General features: G+C 40.3%; 22 protein-coding genes. 11 read left to right on the forward strand and 11 right to left on the reverse strand.

What is annotated here, in order from left to right:
• Positions 1 to 167 precede the first annotated feature (167 nt).
• The 8 genes from FRX97_RS00675 (at position 168) to FRX97_RS00705 (ending at position 6877) form a co-directional block, all read left to right on the forward strand.
• Positions 168 to 1241: a Fic family protein gene (locus FRX97_RS00675; RefSeq protein ID WP_147012340.1), complete on the forward strand. Its 1074-nt coding sequence runs from the start codon at positions 168 to 170 to the stop codon at positions 1239 to 1241.
• A 163-nt stretch (positions 1242 to 1404) separates the two neighbouring features.
• The gene (locus FRX97_RS12310; protein WP_223266531.1) at positions 1405 to 1563 is read left to right on the forward strand and encodes a hypothetical protein; all 159 of its coding nucleotides are present in this window, start codon (positions 1405 to 1407) and stop codon (positions 1561 to 1563) included.
• Between the two features lie 11 nt (positions 1564 to 1574).
• Positions 1575 to 1907 (forward strand): helix-turn-helix domain-containing protein, encoded by a 333-nt coding sequence (locus FRX97_RS12315; RefSeq protein WP_223266532.1) that lies wholly within the window; start codon positions 1575 to 1577, stop codon positions 1905 to 1907.
• Between the two features lie 217 nt (positions 1908 to 2124).
• A complete protein-coding gene (locus tag FRX97_RS00685) occupies positions 2125 to 2457 on the forward strand; it encodes a nucleotide pyrophosphohydrolase (protein ID WP_147012342.1) in 333 nt (110 codons plus the stop codon).
• A complete protein-coding gene (locus tag FRX97_RS00690; RefSeq protein WP_147012344.1) occupies positions 2454 to 4664 on the forward strand; it encodes a DNA/RNA helicase domain-containing protein in 2211 nt (736 codons plus the stop codon). Before FRX97_RS00685 ends, FRX97_RS00690 begins: the two co-directional genes overlap by 4 nt.
• A gap of 126 nt (positions 4665 to 4790) precedes the next feature.
• Positions 4791 to 5480: a TonB family protein gene (locus FRX97_RS00695; RefSeq protein WP_147012346.1), complete on the forward strand. Its 690-nt coding sequence runs from the start codon at positions 4791 to 4793 to the stop codon at positions 5478 to 5480.
• Positions 5481 to 5647: 167 nt separating this feature from the next.
• Entirely contained in the window at positions 5648 to 6379 is a 732-nt protein-coding gene (locus FRX97_RS00700) for a hypothetical protein (RefSeq protein ID WP_147012348.1), read from the forward strand.
• 120 nt (positions 6380 to 6499) lie between these two features.
• Positions 6500 to 6877 (forward strand): DUF2200 family protein, encoded by a 378-nt coding sequence (locus FRX97_RS00705; RefSeq protein ID WP_147012350.1) that lies wholly within the window; start codon positions 6500 to 6502, stop codon positions 6875 to 6877.
• On the opposite strand, the gene FRX97_RS00710 is transcribed toward FRX97_RS00705, so the two are convergent.
• Positions 6878 to 7207: a hypothetical protein gene (locus FRX97_RS00710; RefSeq protein WP_147012352.1), complete on the reverse strand. Its 330-nt coding sequence runs from the start codon at positions 7205 to 7207 to the stop codon at positions 6878 to 6880.
• A gap of 43 nt (positions 7208 to 7250) precedes the next feature.
• The gene (locus FRX97_RS00715; protein ID WP_147012354.1) at positions 7251 to 8192 is read right to left on the reverse strand and encodes a YjgN family protein; all 942 of its coding nucleotides are present in this window, start codon (positions 8190 to 8192) and stop codon (positions 7251 to 7253) included.
• Between the two features lie 45 nt (positions 8193 to 8237).
• On the opposite strand from FRX97_RS00715, the gene FRX97_RS00720 reads away from it, so the two are divergent.
• The gene (locus FRX97_RS00720; protein ID WP_147012356.1) at positions 8238 to 8666 is read left to right on the forward strand and encodes a putative signal transducing protein; all 429 of its coding nucleotides are present in this window, start codon (positions 8238 to 8240) and stop codon (positions 8664 to 8666) included.
• Here the strand turns inward: FRX97_RS00720 and FRX97_RS00725 are convergent.
• The 8 genes from FRX97_RS00725 to FRX97_RS00760 all read right to left on the reverse strand — a co-directional run bounded on the left by FRX97_RS00725 (position 8663) and on the right by FRX97_RS00760 (position 15898).
• A complete protein-coding gene (locus FRX97_RS00725) occupies positions 8663 to 9472 on the reverse strand; it encodes a hypothetical protein (RefSeq protein WP_147012358.1) in 810 nt (269 codons plus the stop codon). The genes FRX97_RS00720 and FRX97_RS00725 overlap by 4 nt on opposite strands.
• Positions 9473 to 9542: 70 nt before the next feature.
• Complete coding sequence (gene accC / locus FRX97_RS00730; protein ID WP_147012360.1) at positions 9543 to 10880, reverse strand: acetyl-CoA carboxylase biotin carboxylase subunit; 1338 nt, start codon at positions 10878 to 10880, stop codon at positions 9543 to 9545.
• Between the two features lie 42 nt (positions 10881 to 10922).
• Positions 10923 to 11453: an acetyl-CoA carboxylase biotin carboxyl carrier protein gene (gene accB / locus FRX97_RS00735; RefSeq protein WP_147012362.1), complete on the reverse strand. Its 531-nt coding sequence runs from the start codon at positions 11451 to 11453 to the stop codon at positions 10923 to 10925.
• A 27-nt stretch (positions 11454 to 11480) separates the two neighbouring features.
• On the reverse strand, positions 11481 to 12512 hold the full coding sequence (locus FRX97_RS00740) for a beta-ketoacyl-ACP synthase III (protein WP_147012364.1): 1032 nt from the start codon (positions 12510 to 12512) through the stop codon (positions 11481 to 11483).
• 82 nt (positions 12513 to 12594) lie between these two features.
• A complete protein-coding gene (rpmF, locus tag FRX97_RS00745; protein ID WP_147012366.1) occupies positions 12595 to 12792 on the reverse strand; it encodes a 50S ribosomal protein L32 in 198 nt (65 codons plus the stop codon).
• Between the two features lie 12 nt (positions 12793 to 12804).
• Positions 12805 to 13311, reverse strand: a complete 507-nt coding sequence (locus FRX97_RS00750) for a YceD family protein (protein ID WP_147012368.1) — start codon at positions 13309 to 13311, stop codon at positions 12805 to 12807.
• Positions 13312 to 13379: 68 nt separating this feature from the next.
• The gene (pdxA, locus tag FRX97_RS00755) at positions 13380 to 14459 is read right to left on the reverse strand and encodes a 4-hydroxythreonine-4-phosphate dehydrogenase PdxA (RefSeq protein ID WP_147012370.1); all 1080 of its coding nucleotides are present in this window, start codon (positions 14457 to 14459) and stop codon (positions 13380 to 13382) included.
• Positions 14459 to 15898, reverse strand: a complete 1440-nt coding sequence (locus tag FRX97_RS00760) for a leucyl aminopeptidase family protein (protein ID WP_147012372.1) — start codon at positions 15896 to 15898, stop codon at positions 14459 to 14461. The genes pdxA and FRX97_RS00760 overlap by 1 nt, the downstream gene beginning before the upstream one ends.
• Positions 15899 to 16002: 104 nt before the next feature.
• Between FRX97_RS00760 and FRX97_RS00765 the strand changes: the two genes are divergently transcribed.
• Together FRX97_RS00765 and FRX97_RS00770 are read left to right on the forward strand one after the other, a co-directional pair.
• On the forward strand, positions 16003 to 18594 hold the full coding sequence (locus tag FRX97_RS00765) for a T9SS type B sorting domain-containing protein (RefSeq protein WP_147012374.1): 2592 nt from the start codon (positions 16003 to 16005) through the stop codon (positions 18592 to 18594).
• Positions 18594 to 19181, forward strand: a complete 588-nt coding sequence (locus tag FRX97_RS00770) for a riboflavin synthase (RefSeq protein ID WP_147012376.1) — start codon at positions 18594 to 18596, stop codon at positions 19179 to 19181. The genes FRX97_RS00765 and FRX97_RS00770 overlap by 1 nt, the downstream gene beginning before the upstream one ends.
• On the opposite strand, the gene metF is transcribed toward FRX97_RS00770, so the two are convergent.
• Positions 19178 to 20134: a methylenetetrahydrofolate reductase [NAD(P)H] gene (metF, locus tag FRX97_RS00775; RefSeq protein ID WP_147012378.1), complete on the reverse strand. Its 957-nt coding sequence runs from the start codon at positions 20132 to 20134 to the stop codon at positions 19178 to 19180. The genes FRX97_RS00770 and metF overlap by 4 nt on opposite strands.
• Positions 20135 to 20223: the final 89 nt, after the last annotated feature.

Below are 20223 nucleotides of genomic sequence, written 5' to 3' on the forward strand. Positions count from 1 at the left end.
CGGGACTTTTTGTTTGGGGGAATGGATGGATATTTACAAAAACACTTTCTTTAGGCGGATTCTTTGCAACCCACATCTCAGAAATACATGAGACAAAAAGTCCCACGTTTTTATAACGTGTACCTTTTTTGGTATTTTTGGTACATGTGTAAATAATACGCGACTGAATGCACCAGATCCCAAAACTTGAGAAACTACCGCCAAAAAAGGAGCAAGTGGAAACAATTGAAATCCTTAGGCAGCTTGCTAAGTCGGCTCAGTCATTGGGTGAATTAAAAGGCATTGCCCAAACGATGCCTAATCAAGAAATGTTAGTTAATGCGGTTGTAATTCAAGAAGCCAAGGATAGTTCTGAAATTGAAAACATCATAACTACCCAAGATGAATTATATAAAGCTCTTTCTACAAAATCCAGGCAAGATCCTCAGGTTAAAGAAGTAATAAACTACCGTAAAGCAATTCTGCAGGGATATGATCTAATTAAGCAGCAAGGTTTCCTAAAACAAAAAGACCTAGAATTCATCCAACACACCCTCTTAGAAAATAATGCAGGTATAAGAAGTGTCCCGGGAACCGTTCTGAAAAATGATAAAACGGGTGAAGTAGTTTATACACCACCGCAAAACAAGGCAGAGATTTTAGAATTGCTGAGTAATTTTCTGGAACATTTTAACGTAAACCTAGAGCAAACACATCCATTAATTAATTTGGCAATACTTCATTATCAATTTGAAAGTATCCACCCATTTTATGACGGAAACGGTCGCACTGGCCGCATACTCAACATATTATATCTAATAATAAATGATCTCCTAGATGTTCCAATCCTATATCTCAGTTCTTACATTAATAAAACCAAAGCTGATTATTACAAACTACTAAACGGAGTAAACAACAAAGCTGAATGGGAACCATACATTCTGTATATACTTAAGGGAATAGAGTTAACATCCTTAAGAACCATTTCCAAAATTCAATCCATAAATCAGCTTCTTTCCGATACTATCTTGGCTGTACAGCAACAGGAACCAAAAATTTATAGAAAGGAACTTGTGGAGTTACTCTTTGAGCATCCTTATTCTAAAATTGAAAATGTGGTTGATAAACTTAATGTAGAAAGAAAAGCAGCCTCTAGATACCTAAACGCCTTGGAGAAAATCGGCATTCTTAAATCGGAAAAAGTAGGACGGGAAATTATCTACGTTAACACCAAGCTTATCGAAATATTGAAAACGAACTAAACGCCCCCTTTGAAGTGTTTTTTTGCTGTGATACAGCTCTAGATAGTTCGGTTTAATTCCGAACTTATTTTTAATGGTTTTGTGTTACACACAGGTTGGATGTGAACATGAAAACTGATTTTGACATAAAAAACTGATTGAATGAGGGCAAATCTTAAACGAATTGGAGTTAGAACGCGCTTACATTGCCGAACGAAAACTCCGTGTTTTAGCTAAGGAGCATCCCGCTCTTAGAAAAGAGAGACTTGCCTTACACGATCTAATAGAAAAATACGAAGCTGAAAATTGGTCTATTGAAGCTCAAATTTCCTCCAAAAGCTAGCAGATGCAGATTTGGCAGAGCGCCTGGCAGAAACCGAAAGAATATTTTTAAAACGGAGGATAGACCTAATAAAGAAAAGGCTTAAGAGCTATGGATTAACCCAACAGGATCTTGGTTTGGTTTTAGGTCATCCTAGTAAAAGTTATATATCAGAGCTTGTGAATGGCGTTAGTCCCTTTACCATTAAAGACCTGATCATCCTTCATCATGTATTAAAAATAGATTTAGCCGATTTAATTCCCACGGTACTTCCTATGGAGAACCGCAAAAAAATACAAGAATCCCTATCCCAACTAAAAAGCAAAAACCCAAAGTTAAAGGCTGCTGATTTTGAGGCGATATAGCACAAGATTATAGTTGGTATCCCATGAGGATAAGAAAGATAATATTATTAAATCATGAATAACTTACCTTTCCTATAACTTAAATTTCAAGTTCATTTTGAAAAAAAAATTGATTTCCATTTTTTGGCCACTCTTATCTTTGAGTCACTTTCACTAATTTACCGGTCAATTAATTCCTTAATTTCTTTGGCCCCCTGGTCACAAAGTCCACAGCCCAATGAGTGAAATAGACGACATTACCCAAGCACTGATTAAATTCCGTAATGAGCGAGATTGGGAACAATTCCATAACCCCAAAGATCTTGCCGTTGCCCTGAGTATTGAAGCAGGGGAGCTGCTTGAAAACTTTCTATGGAAACCATCGGAAGACGCTAAATCTGAAAAGGTAAAAGAGGAGCTTGCAGATGTTTTGGCCTATGCCTTTCTCCTAGCCGAGAAATACGACTTTGATGTTAAGGAAATAGTACTTCAAAAGATTAAAAAGAACGCCGAGAAATACCCTGTAGATAAAGCAAAAGGCACAGCTAAAAAATATAATGAACTTAAATGAGTGCAGCTGAGGTAAGGATTGACCAGTACGATTTTGATCAAAGCCTTTTTCAGGACTTTAATAGCAACCGATTCGCCAAAGACCTGTGGCCATTGGTGTATATCTTAAGTGATGGAAATACCAAAACAGCCTACGTTGGAGAAACTACAGATGCCTTTAATCGAATGAGTGCGCATTTAAAGCACAACGCAAAAAGTAAACTCACTTCAGTACACCTAATTACCAGTGATAAATTCAATAAGTCAGCAACCCTTGATATAGAGTCCAACCTGATTAAATACATGTCGGGGGACAATAAGTACACCCTTCTCAATGGCAATTTGGGGTTAGCTAACCATAATTATTATCAGAAACAAGAAGTTTATTGGGCAGTTTTTAATGCGATTTGGAATCAACTTCGATCTAAGGGAATTGCAGATCACTCGATAGACCACATCGATAATTCTGATCTATTTAAATACTCTCCATATAAATCGCTAACCAAGGAACAAAGTGAAGGGTTATTTAAAATCCTTGAATCTATTGCAACTGGCAAATTCAAAAACATCGTTGTTGAAGGTGGAGCCGGTACTGGAAAAACCATTCTAGCTATCTTTTTATTTAAGATGCTATCTACCGATTTGATGGATTTTAACTTCAGAGAATTTGGTTCCGAAGAACAAAAGTTCATAGAACTAATTAACCAAATTAGGAATAAATTCAGCAAGCCTAAAATGGCCTTAGTTGTGCCGATGTCCTCTTTCAGGAGCACCCTAAAGAAAGTATTTAAGAACATAAAGGGACTTAGTGCAAGCATGGTAATTGGTCCCGCGGAGGTGAGTAAAAATCAATACGATTTTTTAGTTGTAGACGAGTCTCATAGATTAAGAAGACGTGTAAATCTTGGTGCTTATTTTGGGGCGTTCGACAAAGCTTGCGCCGCCTTAAAGTTAGACAAACATACTTGCAGCGAACTAGATTGGGTTACAATGCAAGCCAAGCATACCATCCTATTCTACGACGAGGGGCAGTCCATAAAACCTTCCGATGCGAGGAAAGAAGATTTTGATACGCTTAAGGCAGCAAAAAACACATGCATTCAGAGGTTAAAATCTCAATTTCGGGTAAGGGGTGGTAACGCTTACGTTCAATACATCAGTACATTATTAAACGGCAAATTAGATTCCTCAACAAAAGCCATAAACAAAACGGATTACGAGTTTTTACTTTTTGACTCACTAGGTGAGATGGTCAAACAAATCAAAAAGAAAGATCAAGAGTATGGACTATCGCGTTTAATTGCGGGCTACTCATGGGAATGGAAATCAAATAAAAATTCTAACCTGTACGATATTGAAGAAGACGGGGTAAAATTAAGATGGAATGGAACCCCTACAGACTGGATAAACTCTAAAAATTCTGTAGACGAGGTAGGATGCATTCATACCACCCAGGGGTATGATCTCAATTATTCAGGGGTGATTTTCGGGCATGAGATATCCTACGACCCAAAAAAGCAAGAGATAATAATAAAGGAGGAGAATTATTATGACAAAAATGGGAAGCAATCGGTACGTAGTCCAGAGGAGTTAAAATCCTTTATTCTCAATATTTATAGAACCATTTTGCTCAGAGGTATCCGAGGCACCTACGTTTATGTATGTGACCCAGAATTAAGAAAATATTTATCCCAGCACATCCCCAAGTTCTCGATTGCCCCAGAAAACCCTTCTATTCCAATAAAATCTGAACCACTGATACCCTATGAAAATGCAGTGCCTCTTTTTGATTTAAAAGCAGCCGCTGGTGCTTTCAGCGAAGAACAATTAGTTGAAGAGGAAAACCTTGAGTGGATTAAAGTTCCAAATCACTTGAAGGCTAGCAAAGACCTTTTTGCCTGCAGAGTAGTTGGAGAGTCCATGAACAAGGTTATAAAGGATGGACAAATTTGCATTTTCAGAAAATATTCTGGTGGTTCAAGGCAGGGAAAAATAGTACTGGTTGAAAGCACTTCAATTCAGGATCAAGACAGTGGCTCTTGTTATACGGTCAAAGAATACCATAGTAAGAAAACTGAAGCGGAAGGTGGATGGAGACATGCAAGTATAATTTTAAAGCCCCATTCTAAAAATCCCTTTTACCAGGAAATCGAATTGGGCCCAGCAGAGCTAAATGACTTTAAAGTACTAGGAATTTTTGAGTGTGCTTTGGAAAATGATGTTCATTAAAACCCAATCACCCACAATTTAAACTTTAATTTTTGAGCTTTTATTTGTCATATACGGATCCCGCTCTATAGTTAAATCAGATATTTTCTAATAATTTAATCACCCATTTGCTAACCTTACCCAACTATGAAATTTAAGTTCCCACTTTTCACCCATCGATTATTATTCACTCTTTTAATTTGCATTTTAACTGGGTCCTCCATAAAAGCCCAGGATACAGTTGTATCATTCTTCCGCGACTTAAAAATGGAGTACAAAGTTTCTGAAAAAAGGGGGCGAATTAAGGTCTTACAGATTAATGATGGAAACACAAAAACCACCCAAATCTACAATGTAAAACTGCAGTGCCTAGTTTACCAAGAACAACATTCAAATGGAATTCCAACTGGAAAATGGGTGAATAACACGGAAAACTGCGAAAAAATAAATGCCTGGGATTTCTCTAAGCTGGTGTACGAAACAATTTCATTGGGGGACAGCCTATTCAGTAATCTAGAACCGGAAAGTAAATACGAGAATTACGAAAAAGCTTTTTTCGGGAAAGACAGCACTGGGATTTTCCATTACATAGCAAGAAATTTAAGGTATCCCAATCAGGCAAGAAATTTGGGAGTTTCAGGTGAAGTATATGTCCAATTCATCATAAAAGCATCTGGAAAAGCGCAAATGGCATCAATAATACAGGGCGCTCATCCTTTTCTGGACCTTGAGTGTTGGAATTTGATAGAAAACATGCCCAATTGGACCCCCGCAAAAAAGGACGGCATTCCTGTAGACTCCTACTCTGTGGTTTCCATGAATTTCGATCTTAGGTAAAATTGTCCCAACTCCCCCCACTTTCTATACTCCAAGACAAGCTTTTGTTAAACTGTGCAAAGAAATAGCTCCTTCTTTCTTATTAAATGACTAACAGTACTATCATTGTCTCACCAACCTTTCTTAACTGCCAATTACCGAACATTTTCTAACCAAAAACAAAGAGTATGAAAAAGCTAAAAGTAGTTTTTCCGGTATTGCTTGCACTGGTCCTTTCGTCTGCGGTGGTAAGCTGTAAAAAAGATGAAGCAACAGAGCCAAATAGTCAACCCCAAGTTGCCATGAAGTTTAAGTCGAACACGGAACCCTTTCCAGTGGCATCCGCTCAGGAATTTCAGGCGCTGTCGTTTGACTCCATCAACACACTTGCTTTTGATTCAGGATACATCACCCTGGTCGAAGTAGAATTTCAGGTACAAACCGGTGACGATTCCGTTTTGGTAGACTTTAACCTGGAACAAAACATCGTAATTGATTTTGCAACGGGCCAAACTAGCCCAGACATAAGTGCTGTTGAAATTCCAGCAGGCATATACAGCGAAGTGGAGGTTGAACTTGAATTACAAGACGAAGGAGATGAACCTGGAATGGTTTTATTCGGTTCTTTCGTTGATACCAGCGGTACCAGTCATAAAGTCCGCTTTGAATTTAACTCTGGTGAAACTTTTGAAGTAGAAAAAGAGGGAAACGTTGTTTTCGCAGTTAACCAAAGTGTTCTAACAACTGTAACTTTCGACCCTTCGGCCTGGTTTGCTGGTGTTAAAAGAGAGCAGCTGATTCGTGCTACCAGAGATGGAAATGGAGTAATAGTAATTAGCGAAACCCGAAACAGCGAAATTTTTGACATCGTTGCGGATGGACTAGATCTAGCCACCGAAGTAGAAGTTGAAGTGGATTAATTTTAACTCAACTATATAGTCTATTAATGCCCTGCTAACCAATTAGCAGGGCATTTTTTATTTGCCCAAACGTTGCAGAGTATCTAATTTCCCAGGCTAATTCATAAAAACGCGCGAGCAATGGCAAAAGTAACCCCTGAAAAAAACGAGCAAGTCGCCAAAATGAATTTTGGATCTATATATCCTCATTATCTTAAAAGGATAGAAAAACACGGTCGCACTAAGGAGGAGCTAGATCACGTAATCAAGTGGTTAACGGGATACGAACAAAAAGTGTTAGACCAATACATTGCCGGTCAGGGTACTTTTGGCAACTTTTTCCAAGGCGCAAAAATACATGAGAACTCGCATTTGATAAAAGGTGTTGTTTGCGGATATCGCATTGAAGAAATAGAGGAAGAATTTGCCATTTACCGCGATTGTCGTCGAATGGAGAAGTTAATTGACGAACTGGCTAAAGGGAGAAAAATGGAGAAGGTATTACGGGAGGCGAAGTAGCTAAAGAATCCAAGGCAAATACAATACCACTCCCAGAAGATTAACCAGCAAGAAAATCCAAGCCAAAGTCTTTTTCTTTTTGCGTTTTAACCTATCCCAGGCATAAACACCATTGAAAATAAGTGCGGCGACCATAATCAATCCAAAAAACCACCAGAATGGGTGATCCTTTTCTAACCAGGAAGCGGGCGGAAACCACTGGGTAAAGGCTCTAGCCGCTTCGGCATGGATGTTCGAAGTAAGTTTTAAAAGCAACCAAACCACTCCTGGATATAACAACACAGAGGTGGTTATTAACTCGCGTAATCCAAATTTGCCAAGTCGTTTCATAGGTTTAAGGTAGAAAAAATTGTCCTCCTAGAGGATTTCCCTCTTAAAACAACGCAATGTCAAACCAGTCTCCCAAGTCTTCACCCAAAGCCTCATTGTACTCGGCTTCGGACTGGGTAACGGCATTTTCATCTATCATTTCATCGATGGTGGCATGCTGGAAATAATACTTTAAAGTGCGCTGCAATGCCCAAGGATAGCCCAAACCAAAAGTAAATGCTACCAAAAACCAATTCACCACATGTAGTTCTATAAAGGTCATGGCATCTACTTTAGAACTCAGGGTATGTTCTTTTCCATTAAGTTCTATGCGGGTGTTGTTAACGATAAAGCGATAAGCATCTCTGGCAAACCAGAAATAATAAATGCCCAGCGTTAATACGCCTAGCAATAGCCCCTTAAAGCAAATCCAGAAATAATCTGTTCCTCTTCCCACAAACTTTAGCTTAATGCTACCCATTCGCAGGTTGTTGATTAGATACGACCTTAAATCGGTTAAAAACCATGGACTGTATATTCCAAGGGTTAAAACACTTAATAGCACTCCAAAAACGCAAATCTTTATGAGTTCCATTCTATCGCCACGGTAGCCCCCTCTTATGCCTTTCCACTCTGTTTTAGCCATGCGGTACTTTACCGACCCATGAATGGCCAAGGGTATTAGGATGGCAAAAAATACCATCAATGAAATGCTAGCAAGGAGAGATAATTCTGGATCTTGAGAATCTACCGCTAAAAAATAGAGTGCGTATACAATTAGGATGAGAACAAATGCCTTGATATATCCTTTAAATAATTCAGATCCCTTACCCACAAATTGCAGCTTGTGTCCAAAGAATTCGGTTTCACCATATAGGTAATTCAGTAACCTTATTTTGGCCCAAGGATAATAGATGTTTAGGGTAAATAGGCAGAGGAAAAAGTTTACAAGTTTTATTTCGAAAATATTCCAACCATTACCTTTAAAGGAGATAAATTTTAGCATGGGATTAAAAATTTCCCTTAAAATGCACTTTTATTTTCAACCTCTATGGAGTTTGCTACATTAAAAACCTTCGATAAATCTCACGAGGCCTATTTGCTTAAGACAAAATTGGAAAGCGAAGGCCTTACGGTTATTATCGAAGACGAACATATGGTTACCCTTGATCCTTTAATGAGCAACCTATTGGGTGGAATTAAATTAAAGGTTCCAAGAGATCAATTGATTCGCGCTCAAACTATTATTGGCATTGTAGAGGCTAAGCCCTTTTTAGATCAGAACAATGAAGTAGTTAAGTGCATAAAATGCGGTTCTGAAAAGCTGCAGAAGGAAAGAAAAGGGTTAGACAGTTTTAAGGATTACATAAATTTTGCCATTGCTGCGTTGTTTTTTGTTTATCCATTAAACAAACAAAAGTTCCACTACAAATGCCTTAAATGTGGTGCCATTACAGAAAACCCCGATGCCCAGAATTAGCGAAGAGGAAATATCCATGAGAAAGAGAAATTATACTCCAAAAACCTAATGCTTTGCTTGGCTCTAATATCCTCGGAAAGCAAAATATCCCACAAATTTAAATAGCCCAAACGAATGGGGGCAATAATCTGAAAGCGTTTACCAATTTGCACACCCACCTGGGTTTTAAGATTTACCCCCCAGCCCGCAAAATGTATGGATGGATTACGATAATGCTTACCAAAAAGGTAGCTATCGCTCCAGGGCATCATAGGCCCAGTGCCCAATCCATAATTTAAATGCAATTGTATATGCTCCTCCCAAATTGGTATAGCCAGATACTGCTCTAACTCAAAATTTAAATAGTTGAGACCGTCGGTATGCTCAGTGTAAAAAAAGCGCCTTGTTATCCGGTAATCGTCGTCTTGTATGGACTCATTAGAAGGATAATATCCATTGAAATATTCGTCTCCTATATAACCTGAAAGTTTGGCCTTAGAATTAAACTTGGTCATGTATTTCATATGCTCCCAGCCCCACGAAAGGATTAGGTTATTGGGAAGCTTCACCCCTATTCTAAAATCGAATTGCGGGATAGTAAACCTGTCGAGACGGTAGTAATTTTCAGAAAAGGGTTCGGGGTCATCCACCGCGATAACATCCTCAAAAAGTAGATTTAAATTGGGGCCTTTTACCGAGATATTCGATTTATCGTAGAAGGCTCTGTTATAGCCCCACGAAACAAAAATAGATTGGGGATCCCACCTAAAAAATTGGGCTTGTGCACCCAACTGGAAAAACACAAAAATTAAAATGGTGAGCCGCATAAAAAAGAAAAGGCTGTCGAAAGATACGACAGCCTTTTAATATCGGTTTGAAAACTGGATTAAATCAATTTTACTTTAACTCGAAGCCTTCCAAGAATTTTGTAGTAAAGTTTCCTTCTCTAAAGCTCTCATTTTTCATAAGCTGCTGATGGAAAGGAATGGTGGTTTTAACCCCCTCAATTACATACTCAGAAAGTGCTCTTTCCATTTTTGTAATGGCCTCTTCTCTTGTTTGAGCAACGGTAATAAGCTTAGAAATCATCGAATCGTAATTCGGTGGAATTCTATATCCAGCGTACACATGTGTATCTACTCTTACCCCATGGCCACCAGGTTGGTGATAGGTAGTAATTCCACCTGGATGTGGGCGGAAATCATGGTAAGGATCCTCGGCATTAATTCTACACTGAATTGCATGCATTTGAGGATAGTAGTTTTTACCGGAGATTTTTTCTCCGTAGGCAATTTTAATTTGCTCTTTAATCAGGTCGTAGTTCACTACCTCTTCGGTAATGGTGTGCTCTACCTGAATACGGGTATTCATTTCCATAAAGTAGAAGTCGCGGTGCGCATCTACAAGGAATTCCACGGTTCCAACACCTTCGTAATTTACTGCAGCAGCGGCTTTAATAGCAGCCTGCCCCATCTTCTCACGAAGTTCGTCAGTCATGAATGGAGAAGGTGTTTCTTCTACCAATTTTTGGTGACGACGTTGGATGGAACAATCTCTTTCTGAAAGGTGACAGAAGTTACCGTATTGGTCACCTGCAATTTGGATTTCGATGTGGCGAGGTTCTTCGATGAACTTCTCCATGTACATACCATCGTTTCCAAAAGCAGCTCCTGCTTCTCTTCTAGTATTTTCCCAAGCTGTTTTAAGGTCTTCTTCCTTCCAAACAACTTTCATTCCTTTACCACCACCACCGGCAGTAGCTTTAAGAATAACTGGGTACTTAATTTTCTTTGCAATTTTCTTGGCCTCATCGAGGTCTTTAAGCAGACCATCAGAACCAGGAATGGTAGGCACTCCTGCTTTTTTCATGGTTGCTTTTGCAGCGGACTTGTCTCCCATTCCGTCGATTTGCTCTGGAGTAGCACCAATAAACTTGATACCATTCTCCTTACAAACTCTAGAAAACTTAGCGTTTTCGGAAAGGAATCCATATCCTGGATGGATTGCATCGGCGTTGGTAATTTCGGCTGCTGCAATAATGTTAGGAATCTTAAGATAAGACTCAGAACTTGGTGCAGGCCCAATACAAACCGCCTCATCGGCAAACCTTACATGCAAGCTATCGCGGTCTGCGTTAGAGTAAACCGCAACAGTTTTAATGCCCATTTCGCGACAGGTACGCAATACACGTAAAGCGATTTCCCCACGATTGGCTATCAATACTTTTTTAAACATAGCTCCGGAAGATTTTATCGGCAAATGCCGGTTACAAATACCTTAAGAAGGATCTACCAAGAACAATGGCTGATCGTATTCTACCGGGGATGAATCGTCTGCAAGAATTTTCACGATCGTACCAGAAACTTCCGATTCGATTTCATTGAAAAGCTTCATTGCTTCGATAATACAAACTACATCACCTGGCTTAATCGTATCTCCTACGTTTACAAAAAGATCTTTGTCTGGCGAAGGTCTACGATAGAAAGTTCCAATCATTGGAGACTTTATCGTGATGTACTTAGAATCGTCTTCCGCCGCTTCCTTACTACCACCACCAGAAGCTGCTGGAGCTGGAGCTGGTGCAGGTGCTGCCGCCGGAGCTGGAGCTGCTGCTGGCATAGCCTGAGGCATTTGAGGAATAGCGTGGATAGGCATAATTGAAGGAACCGCTTCCTGGTTTCCGTCTTTCGCCTTTTTCTTAGGCTCTGCCTTAATGGTTATTTTAAAATCCTTTTGTTCTATCTCAACTTCATTCACTGAAGAACGAGAAACCAATTTTATAAGGTCTTGAATCTCCTGATAGTTCATCTTACAGAATTTGCTTTGGGTACAAGGTTATAAATTATTTTCATATCCTGAGCCATCATAAGCCCATTTCAGATAAATCGCTCCCCAGGTAAATCCACCTCCAAAAGCAGCAAGTACAAGATTGTCTCCTTTTTTCAACTTGTTTTCCCACTCTACCAAGCAAAGCGGAATAGTTCCGGAGGTTGTATTTCCATACTTTTGGATGTTGATCATCACCTTGCTATCATGGAGTCCCATTCGATTAGCGGTAGCATCAATAATCCGAAGATTGGCCTGATGAGGCACCAGCCAATCGATATCTTCTGACTTCAAATTATTTCGTTCCATAACCTCAGCCGATACATCAGCCATGTTAGAAACGGCAAACTTAAATACTTGCTTTCCTTCTTGATAAACATAGTGCTCCTTAGCATCAACCGTTGCATGAGACGCTGGCTTTACCGACCCCCCTGCCTTTTGATGTAAGTAGCTGCGTCCAGATCCATCCACTCTAAGAATGGAGTCCATAACCCCAACTTCTTCTTCGGTTGGTTCTAGCAGAACTGCTCCGCATCCATCTCCAAAAATGATACACGTAGCACGGTCTTCGTAATCGATGATGGACGACATTTTATCCACCCCAACAACAACTACCTTCTTGTTTCTACCTGTTTCAATGAATTGAGATCCGGTAACCACTCCGTTTAAAAATCCAGAACAAGCAGCCCCTAAATCGTAACTAAATGCATTGGTTGCCCCTACCTTATCGGTAATTATATTGGCAGTTGCAGGGAATTGCATGTCGGGAGTAACTGTGCAACAAATAAGCATGTCGATTTCCTTTGGAGAAATCCCACGCTTTTCGCACAATCTTTTAACCGCTTCGGCGCCCATATCAGAGCTACCCAAACCTTCTCCTTTTAAAATCCTTCGCTCCTTAATACCGGTTCTGGTGGTGATCCACTCGTCGTTGGTGTCAACCATTTTTTCCAGTTCAGCATTAGTTAGAACGTAGTCTGGAACGTATCCGGCTACGGCGGTAATAGCTGCACGAAGTTTTTTAGAATTCCCGTTTGCCATATTTGGACTGCTTTTTTAGTACGATGAGGCTAGATAAAAAAAACCCAACTCGCGTTGGGTTTACATATTAAGAAAAATAAAATTAAGCCTCAGTTGCAGCTTCTTTCTCTAATACCACCTGTCCACGGTAGTATAATTTCCCCTCGTACCAGTAAGCACGATGTCTTTTGTGTACCTGACCGTTAGTTGGACAAGTTGTAAGAGTTGGCATTGCTGCTTTGTAATGCGTTCTTCTCTTATCTCTTCTGGTCTTCGAGGTTTTTCTCTTAGGATGTGCCATTTTTCTTTCCTTTTATTCGCTTTTCAACTTCAACAATTCTTCCCACTGGGGATTATTATTCACCTTGGGTTTTAAATCCTTCAATTTTTCAATAACGTCTTGATTGCATTCCGAAATATCTTCGTGAACTACCCGCAATGGGAAATTTACGACCATAATTTCATAGGCCTGAGGAGATAAATCTATTTCACCTAAATGCGGTGGAACAAAAACGATGGTTTCATCATCGATATCCTCCTCACCATGAAATTTGTACACAATACGCTCCGATCCTTCAACCGATGTGTGCACATTTTCCATGCATCTCGCACAAGGCATCTCTACCTTTCCGCGAAATTTAAAATCTGCAACCACCATGGTGGTCTTTTTATCTAACTCTATAACAAGCTCAATATCAGCAGATTCTACCTCTAAATTATCAAATGCAACAAAGAACGCTTTACCAATTTTAAACTCGAACTGATGCAGACCATCTTTGAGTCCCAAATAGGGCACTTTAAATTCTGTCAGTACATCCATCCTACAAAAATTGGGCAGCAAAGATACATTTTTTTTAATCGCAAGAAAGTCAATTACTTAAAATCGAATTATTTATCCTCATTTCCACGAGAAATTCGCTGTTTCTGCAATGGGTTTGCCCCCCATTCCTTCATTTGTTTCCTTGTATTAAATATATCTATAGCCATATATATTGCCGACAACATACTCTGCGCTTCGGCTTCGTTTTTACCTGCAATGTCATAGGCGGTACCGTGCGCTGGCGATGTTCTTACAATCGGTAACCCCGCTGTAAAATTAACTCCAGAATCAAAAGTAATGGCTTTAAATGGGGTTAAACCCTGGTCGTGATACATGGCCAAAACCGCATCGAAAGCATGGTGCTGACCGCTTCCAAAAAACCCATCTGCTCCGTAGGGGCCAAAAGCTAAAATTCCTTTTTCGTTGGCCCCAGCTATAGCTGGTTTAATGATATCAGCCTCCTCGGTACCCATTACTCCTTCATCTCCCGCATGTGGGTTTAATCCCAATACCGCAATTTTTGGTCGATGAATTCCAAAATCGCTTTGAAGTGACTTTTGAATGAGCTCTAACTTGTGAACAATTTTGTCCTTACTGATATCGCTAACCACATCCTTAAGCGCTACATGACCAGATACCACACCTATTTTTAGGTTGTCGCTAACCATAAACATTAGCGCATCCTTGGTATGGCTGTAATCCATTAAATATTCGGTATGACCAGGAAATTTAAATCCCGCATCCTGGATGGATTTTTTATTAATTGGAGCCGTAACCAAAACATCAATATGCCCCTCGGCTAGATCTTTAGTGGCAGCCTCCAACGACTGAAAAGCAAAAGCACCTGTATCCACACTAGGTTTACCCAAGGTGATTTTTATTTCATCATTATTAATGGCTACCAAATTCGGCTTACGTGGATTAATTTGATCGGCAGACTTGGTAATATTAAAATGTACATCAACCCCTTTTAGCGCCTTTTTATGGAAAGTTGTAGCCTTTGGGTTTCCGTATAATACAGGTGTACAAATGCTAAATAATCTTGGATCGGAAAGAGCCTTTAAAACAATTTCCATTCCAATACCATTGAGATCCCCACTGGTTATCCCAACTCTTATTTGCGAGTTATTTCCCTTTCTTCTCTGCATTAATCGCTAATGTTTTTAATGTATTGGTACAACAATCTCACCCCGGCGCCAGTACCTCCTTTTGGAGTGTAATCTTTTTTACTGCTCACAAAAGCTGGCCCCGCAATATCGATGTGAATGTAAGGCTTTGGCGCAAAGTGCTCTAAAAATTTACCCGCAGTAATCATTCCCGCGGTGCCTCCACCAATATTTTTTAAATCGGCTATGTCAGATTTCATTTCCTCTAGGTACTCATCCCAGAATGGAAATAACACCACTCTATCAAACATTTCCTTTCCTGCATCCTCCAGAGCCTTTAATTCCTTTGGTTTGGCATTCCCCATGGCTATGGATGCATGACTGCCTATGGCTCGCTCTGCTGCTCCGGTTAAAGTTGCTGCATCGATAGTGATTTTTGGATCCAACTGCTTCGCATAAGCCAAAGCATCGGCCATAATCATTCTTCCCTCCGCATCGGTATTTAAAACTTCTACAGTAGTGCCATCATACATGGTTATAACATCTCCAGGCGCATAAGCATCCTTACCAGGGCGGTTATCTGTAAGCGGTATTAGCGTGATAACATGTTTATCCACTTTATTGGCAGCCAAAGCCAAAGTAGTTCCTACCATAGCAGCTGCACCACCCATATCGCATTTCATGATATCCATGGAATTGGCAGTAGGTTTTAAACTCAAACCTCCAGTATCATAAACTACACCTTTCCCCACCAAAACAATAGGGTTTTTGTTTACTGCTTTTTTGGGTTGGTACTTTAATATCACAAAAAGAGGTGGAATTTCAGACCCGCGATTCACTGCGAGCAATCCTCCCATTTTCTCTTTTTCTATTTTGTCTTTGGTCCAAACTTCTACCTCAACGCCAAGTTTCTCGGCTTCTTCCCTAATCTCTTTGGCAAACTGAGTAGCATTTAAATGACTCTGTGGCTCATTTACCCAAGTTCTTGCAGTACAAACCGCCTTGGACAAATTGTAGATCTCTTCCAACTTAACTTCGCTAACCACACCCTGTTCTGCATGTATACGCTTTAAATAGGTGGATTTTTTATTGCTACCCGTAAAGTATTTGTAGAACCTGTAAGAGGATAGCAATATCCCCTCGGTTAAGGCTAAAACGGCAGTTTCGTCCTGAAGGGCCAAGCCAACCGTATCTAATTGCTCCTCTTGGCATTTCGCCTCTATTTTGGCTCCCATTCTACGGAACCACTCTTTGGTATCGGGCTTTTGCTTTTCTGGAACAAGAAGGACAAACAAAAATCGATGCCATTGGTTTAATACAACCAATTCGCTTTTGTTTTTCTGTTTCTCCTTGATATAGTCGATTTCTTCTTTACTTAATCCTAACTTGCCGAAGCTTTCGTTATTAGGTTGGAAAGGAACAACTAATGATGTAGTACCTTTAAACTGTTTAACCAGTTTTGCTTCTGGAAAATTGGTCATATGGGATGAATATTTGATTTACTTTGAAAGCTGTGCAAACAAAAATAAATAAAGCGACATACAAAGCGAATAAGCGCCGAACCTTAAGCTTTTTTATAGGCTTGATGGCCCTGTTCATTTCTTCGAGTTTATTTGGAACCCATAACAGAGCCGGTGAGATTATCTACAAAAGAGTAAGTGGTTTCACTTATGAGGTAACCATTATTACCTACACCAAGATTAGCGCTCCTGTAGATCGGCAACTGCTACTATTAGATTGGGGAGATAATACAGGCCTCGACACCCTTGCACGAAGTGCAAAAGATGAAACCACACTATCCTCTAAAGACGTTAGAATTTCAAGATACAAAGGGCGCCATACCTACGCGGGTCCTGGAAAATTCACCCTTTCGGTGGAAGACCCCAATAGAAACAACAACATTTTAAACCTCAAACCGCCGAATGGACAGAGCGATCAGGTAGTTTTTTACATAGAAAGTACCCTGATAATTAACCCTTTTGCCTCCACCCAAAAAGGGCCACACAACAACTCTGCGGTATTACTAAACCCTCCGATAGACCAGGCTTGCATTGGACAACCCTTTGAGCATAACCCGGGAGCCTTCGACCCAGATGGTGACTCTTTAGTTTTTAGTCTGGTGCCTAACCGCGTGGAAGGTGGAATAGTACCACCTTATTATGTTTCCCCAGACAAAATTTCACCTGGGCCTAACAATCAAATCGCTATTAACTCCCAAACTGGAGACCTAGTTTGGGACGCCCCCCAGCAGGCTGGACAGTACAATATCGCCATATTGGTAGAGGAATTTAGGGGAGGAAGATTGATTGGATCTGTGCTGCGCGATATGCAAATTACAGTAGAAACTTGCGATAATATTAAACCCAAGCTCAGCATAGCCACAATTGATACGTGTGTAATTGCCGGACAAACAATTCAAGTTCCGGTTACCGCCACAGACCCCAATGGAGACAACATAGAATTATCGGCTACTGGTTTACCCTTCGAGGTTGAAGATCCAGCAGAGTTTGGCCAAGTGAACGGTACCAATAATGGCTCCTTCCTTTGGAACACCACCTGTGCCCATGTTCGGAGAAGCGCCTATCAGGTAGTTGTTAAAGCAGAAGATGACAACGCAGGGACTCCTTTGGTAGATTACAGCAGTTTCTTTGTTACGGTCATTGCTCCACCACCAGTTCTGACTTCCGTAAACCAATCGCTAACGCAGATTACTTTGAATTGGAACAGTTACAACCTTAACTGTTTGGACGCCAAAGAAATTAAGGTTTACCGAAGAAAGGGTAACACCAGTTACAATGTCCCCCATTGTACCACGGGTATGCCACCCGAACTGGATTTCGAATTAATTGCAACGGTAGATGCCGCCGAAACTCAATACATCGACACAGACATAGATGCTGATGCCGAATATTGTTACCGACTGGTAGCCTGCTTTACCGATGGCTCAGAATCTGTTGTGTCTAACGAACTTTGTTCTGAAATAGACCTTAGCAAGCCTATTATAACGCATGCCAGTGTTGGTGTAACCGATTTCAATTCGGGAGTGGATACCATTCGATGGGCCAATCCCCGCGATATTGATACCCTAAATACATACACCGGGCCGTATCAATACAAAATTTACTTTGCGACTGGAGCGGGCAATGCAAACAATGAAATCGCTACTACTCCATTGTCTAACGAATTGAGCAACACGCAACAATCCTTTATTCACCAGAATATAAATACCCGAGACACTACCTTGGTCTATCGGGTAGAATTGTATAGCGGAAGCGATTTGGTGGGAAGTTCGGGAGTTTCCTCTACCATACATCTAAACATTAAACCTGGAGACAACACCAACACCCTTACTTGGTTCGAAGATGTAGCGTGGGGGAATTACGAATACCGAGTGGAGCGAGAGAACAAGCAAACAGGACAATTTGAGGAAGTGGCTACCGTCTTTAATCGCAGATATGTAGACAGAAATGTAATAAACGACTCTACCTATTGTTACCGAATAAAGGCCCTAGGTAGATATGCTAATGGCTTTTTTAATCCACCCTTTGTAAACTATTCGCAGGAAACCTGCGGAATGCCTTTCGATAACATTCCACCTTGCCCACCAGTTCTTTCCGCTACGGCCGATTGTGAACTGGAAGAGGTTTTATTAAACTGGGCGGACACCAACCTAAGCTGTGCCGGAGACATAGAGAAATATAGCTTGTATTACAAACAAACTAGAGATGGTGATTACCAACGCATAGAGGAGTTCTTGGTTGGAATTAATGAAGGCGTTTTTCTCGGGGAAAACTCCATTGCCGGATGTTTTTACATCACGGCCACCGATGAAAACAACAATGAGAGCGAGCCTTCTAATATCATTTGTACAGAAAATTGCCCTGCCTACCAACTTCCTGATGTATTTACTCCGAACCAAGATGGATTTAACGACGTGTTCAAACCTTTTTCGCGAAAGTTTGTAACGGGTGTTGACATTCAAATTTTTAATAGGTGGGGGAAATTAGTTTTTGAAACCGACGATCCGGATATTAACTGGAATGGAAATTACCGAAACAGCAATCAAGAGTTGGCAGATGGCACCTATTTTTACGTGATTAAGTACAGCGTAAATAGCTTGGATGGCATTGTGCAAAACACTGTAAGTGGATACATAACCTTACTAAGAAACCCTTAATGTTTACTGGAATTATTGAAACGCTTGGCCGCGTTAAAAGCATAGAGAAGTCTGGAAGCAATTTATCTTTTTGGATAGCGAGCAACCTGTATAACGAGTTAAAAATAGATCAAAGTGTAGCCCATAATGGCGTGTGCTTAACGGTGGATCAATTGAATAGCGCCGATGAATGTTATCGCGTTACTGCAGTGGATGAAACGCTTAAAAAAACCAATCTGGGCAATTTAAAAGAAGGTAGCCTGGTGAATTTAGAGCGCTGCATGATTATGAACGGAAGGCTAGATGGACATATCGTGCAGGGACATGTGGACACCACGGCAAGCGTAAAAAAAATAGAGGCTTTAGAAGGTTCTTGGCTTTTTGAATTCGCTTTCGATAAACCGGAAAAACTGATGGTAGAAAAAGGCTCTGTTTGTATAAATGGAGTTAGTTTAACCTGTTTCGATGTTCACGATTTGGGTTTCACCGTTACCATCATCCCTTATACTTACGAGCACACCAACTTCAAGCAATTTGAAGTTGGCGAACGCGTAAATATTGAATTTGATATAATTGGGAAATACGTAGCCAGGCTACAAGGGCTTTAGAAAACCTCCTTAGCAATATTGGCCACTTGCTGAGAGTTACCCATGGTATAGAAATGCAAACATGGAACTCCAGCCTTTATTAATTCTTTAGACTGTTGAATGCACCAATCGTTTCCGATGGCGGCAATATCGGCATCCGTTTTTGCCTTAACCAATTGCTCGGCTAGGTCATCAGGAAAATCGACATTAAAAGTTTTGGGAATAAAGCTTAAATGCCTTTTTCTTCCTAGAGGTTTTAAACCTGGAATAATAGGCACGTTAATTCCTTCCGCACGACAACGATCTACAAAATCGAAATACTTTTTATTGTCATAAAACAATTGTGTTACCACATACTCAGCTCCCGCATCAACCTTTTGCTTTAGGTGTTTTAAATCGGTACCTAAGCTTAGGGATTCAACGTGCTTTTCTGGATATCCTGCACAACCTACACAAAAGTCTGTTGGCGCATTTTCATAAACCTCATCGTGCAAAAATTGCCCGCGGTTCATGTCCACTATTTGCTTAATAAGATCCACCGCATAGCGATGCCCATCTTTGGTGGGAACGAATGTTCTTTCCGTTTTAATTGGGTCACCTCGAAGCGCTAAAATGTTATCTATTCCTAAAAATTTTAGCTCTATTAAAGCGTCTTCTGTTTCGTCTTTTGAGAATCCTCCACAAATAAGATGCGGAACCACATCTATTTTATATTTCATGAAAATGGCCACGGAAATACCAACGGTACCTGGGCGTTTTCTAATGGCAAACTTCTCGAGGAGGTTATTAGCTTTTTGTTTGTACACATACTCCTCTCTATGGTACGTAACATTGATAAACTTCGGGTCGAATTCCAATAGCGGATCGATAGCACTAAAAATGTTATCGATTTTATCCCCTTTAAGTGGAGGTAGAACCTCGAAGGAAAAGAGGGTTTTACCCTTCGATGCTTTGATATGCTCTATTACCTTCAACTGATAAAAATTTTAGGCGAAAGTAATAAAAGACGGAGCACTTCATAAGGTAGGGAGTTTATATATATGGTATCTTTGCAATCCGATTA

It is taken from the genome of Luteibaculum oceani (genome assembly GCF_007995015.1).
Lineage (GTDB): Bacteria > Bacteroidota > Bacteroidia > Flavobacteriales_D > Luteibaculaceae > Luteibaculum > Luteibaculum oceani.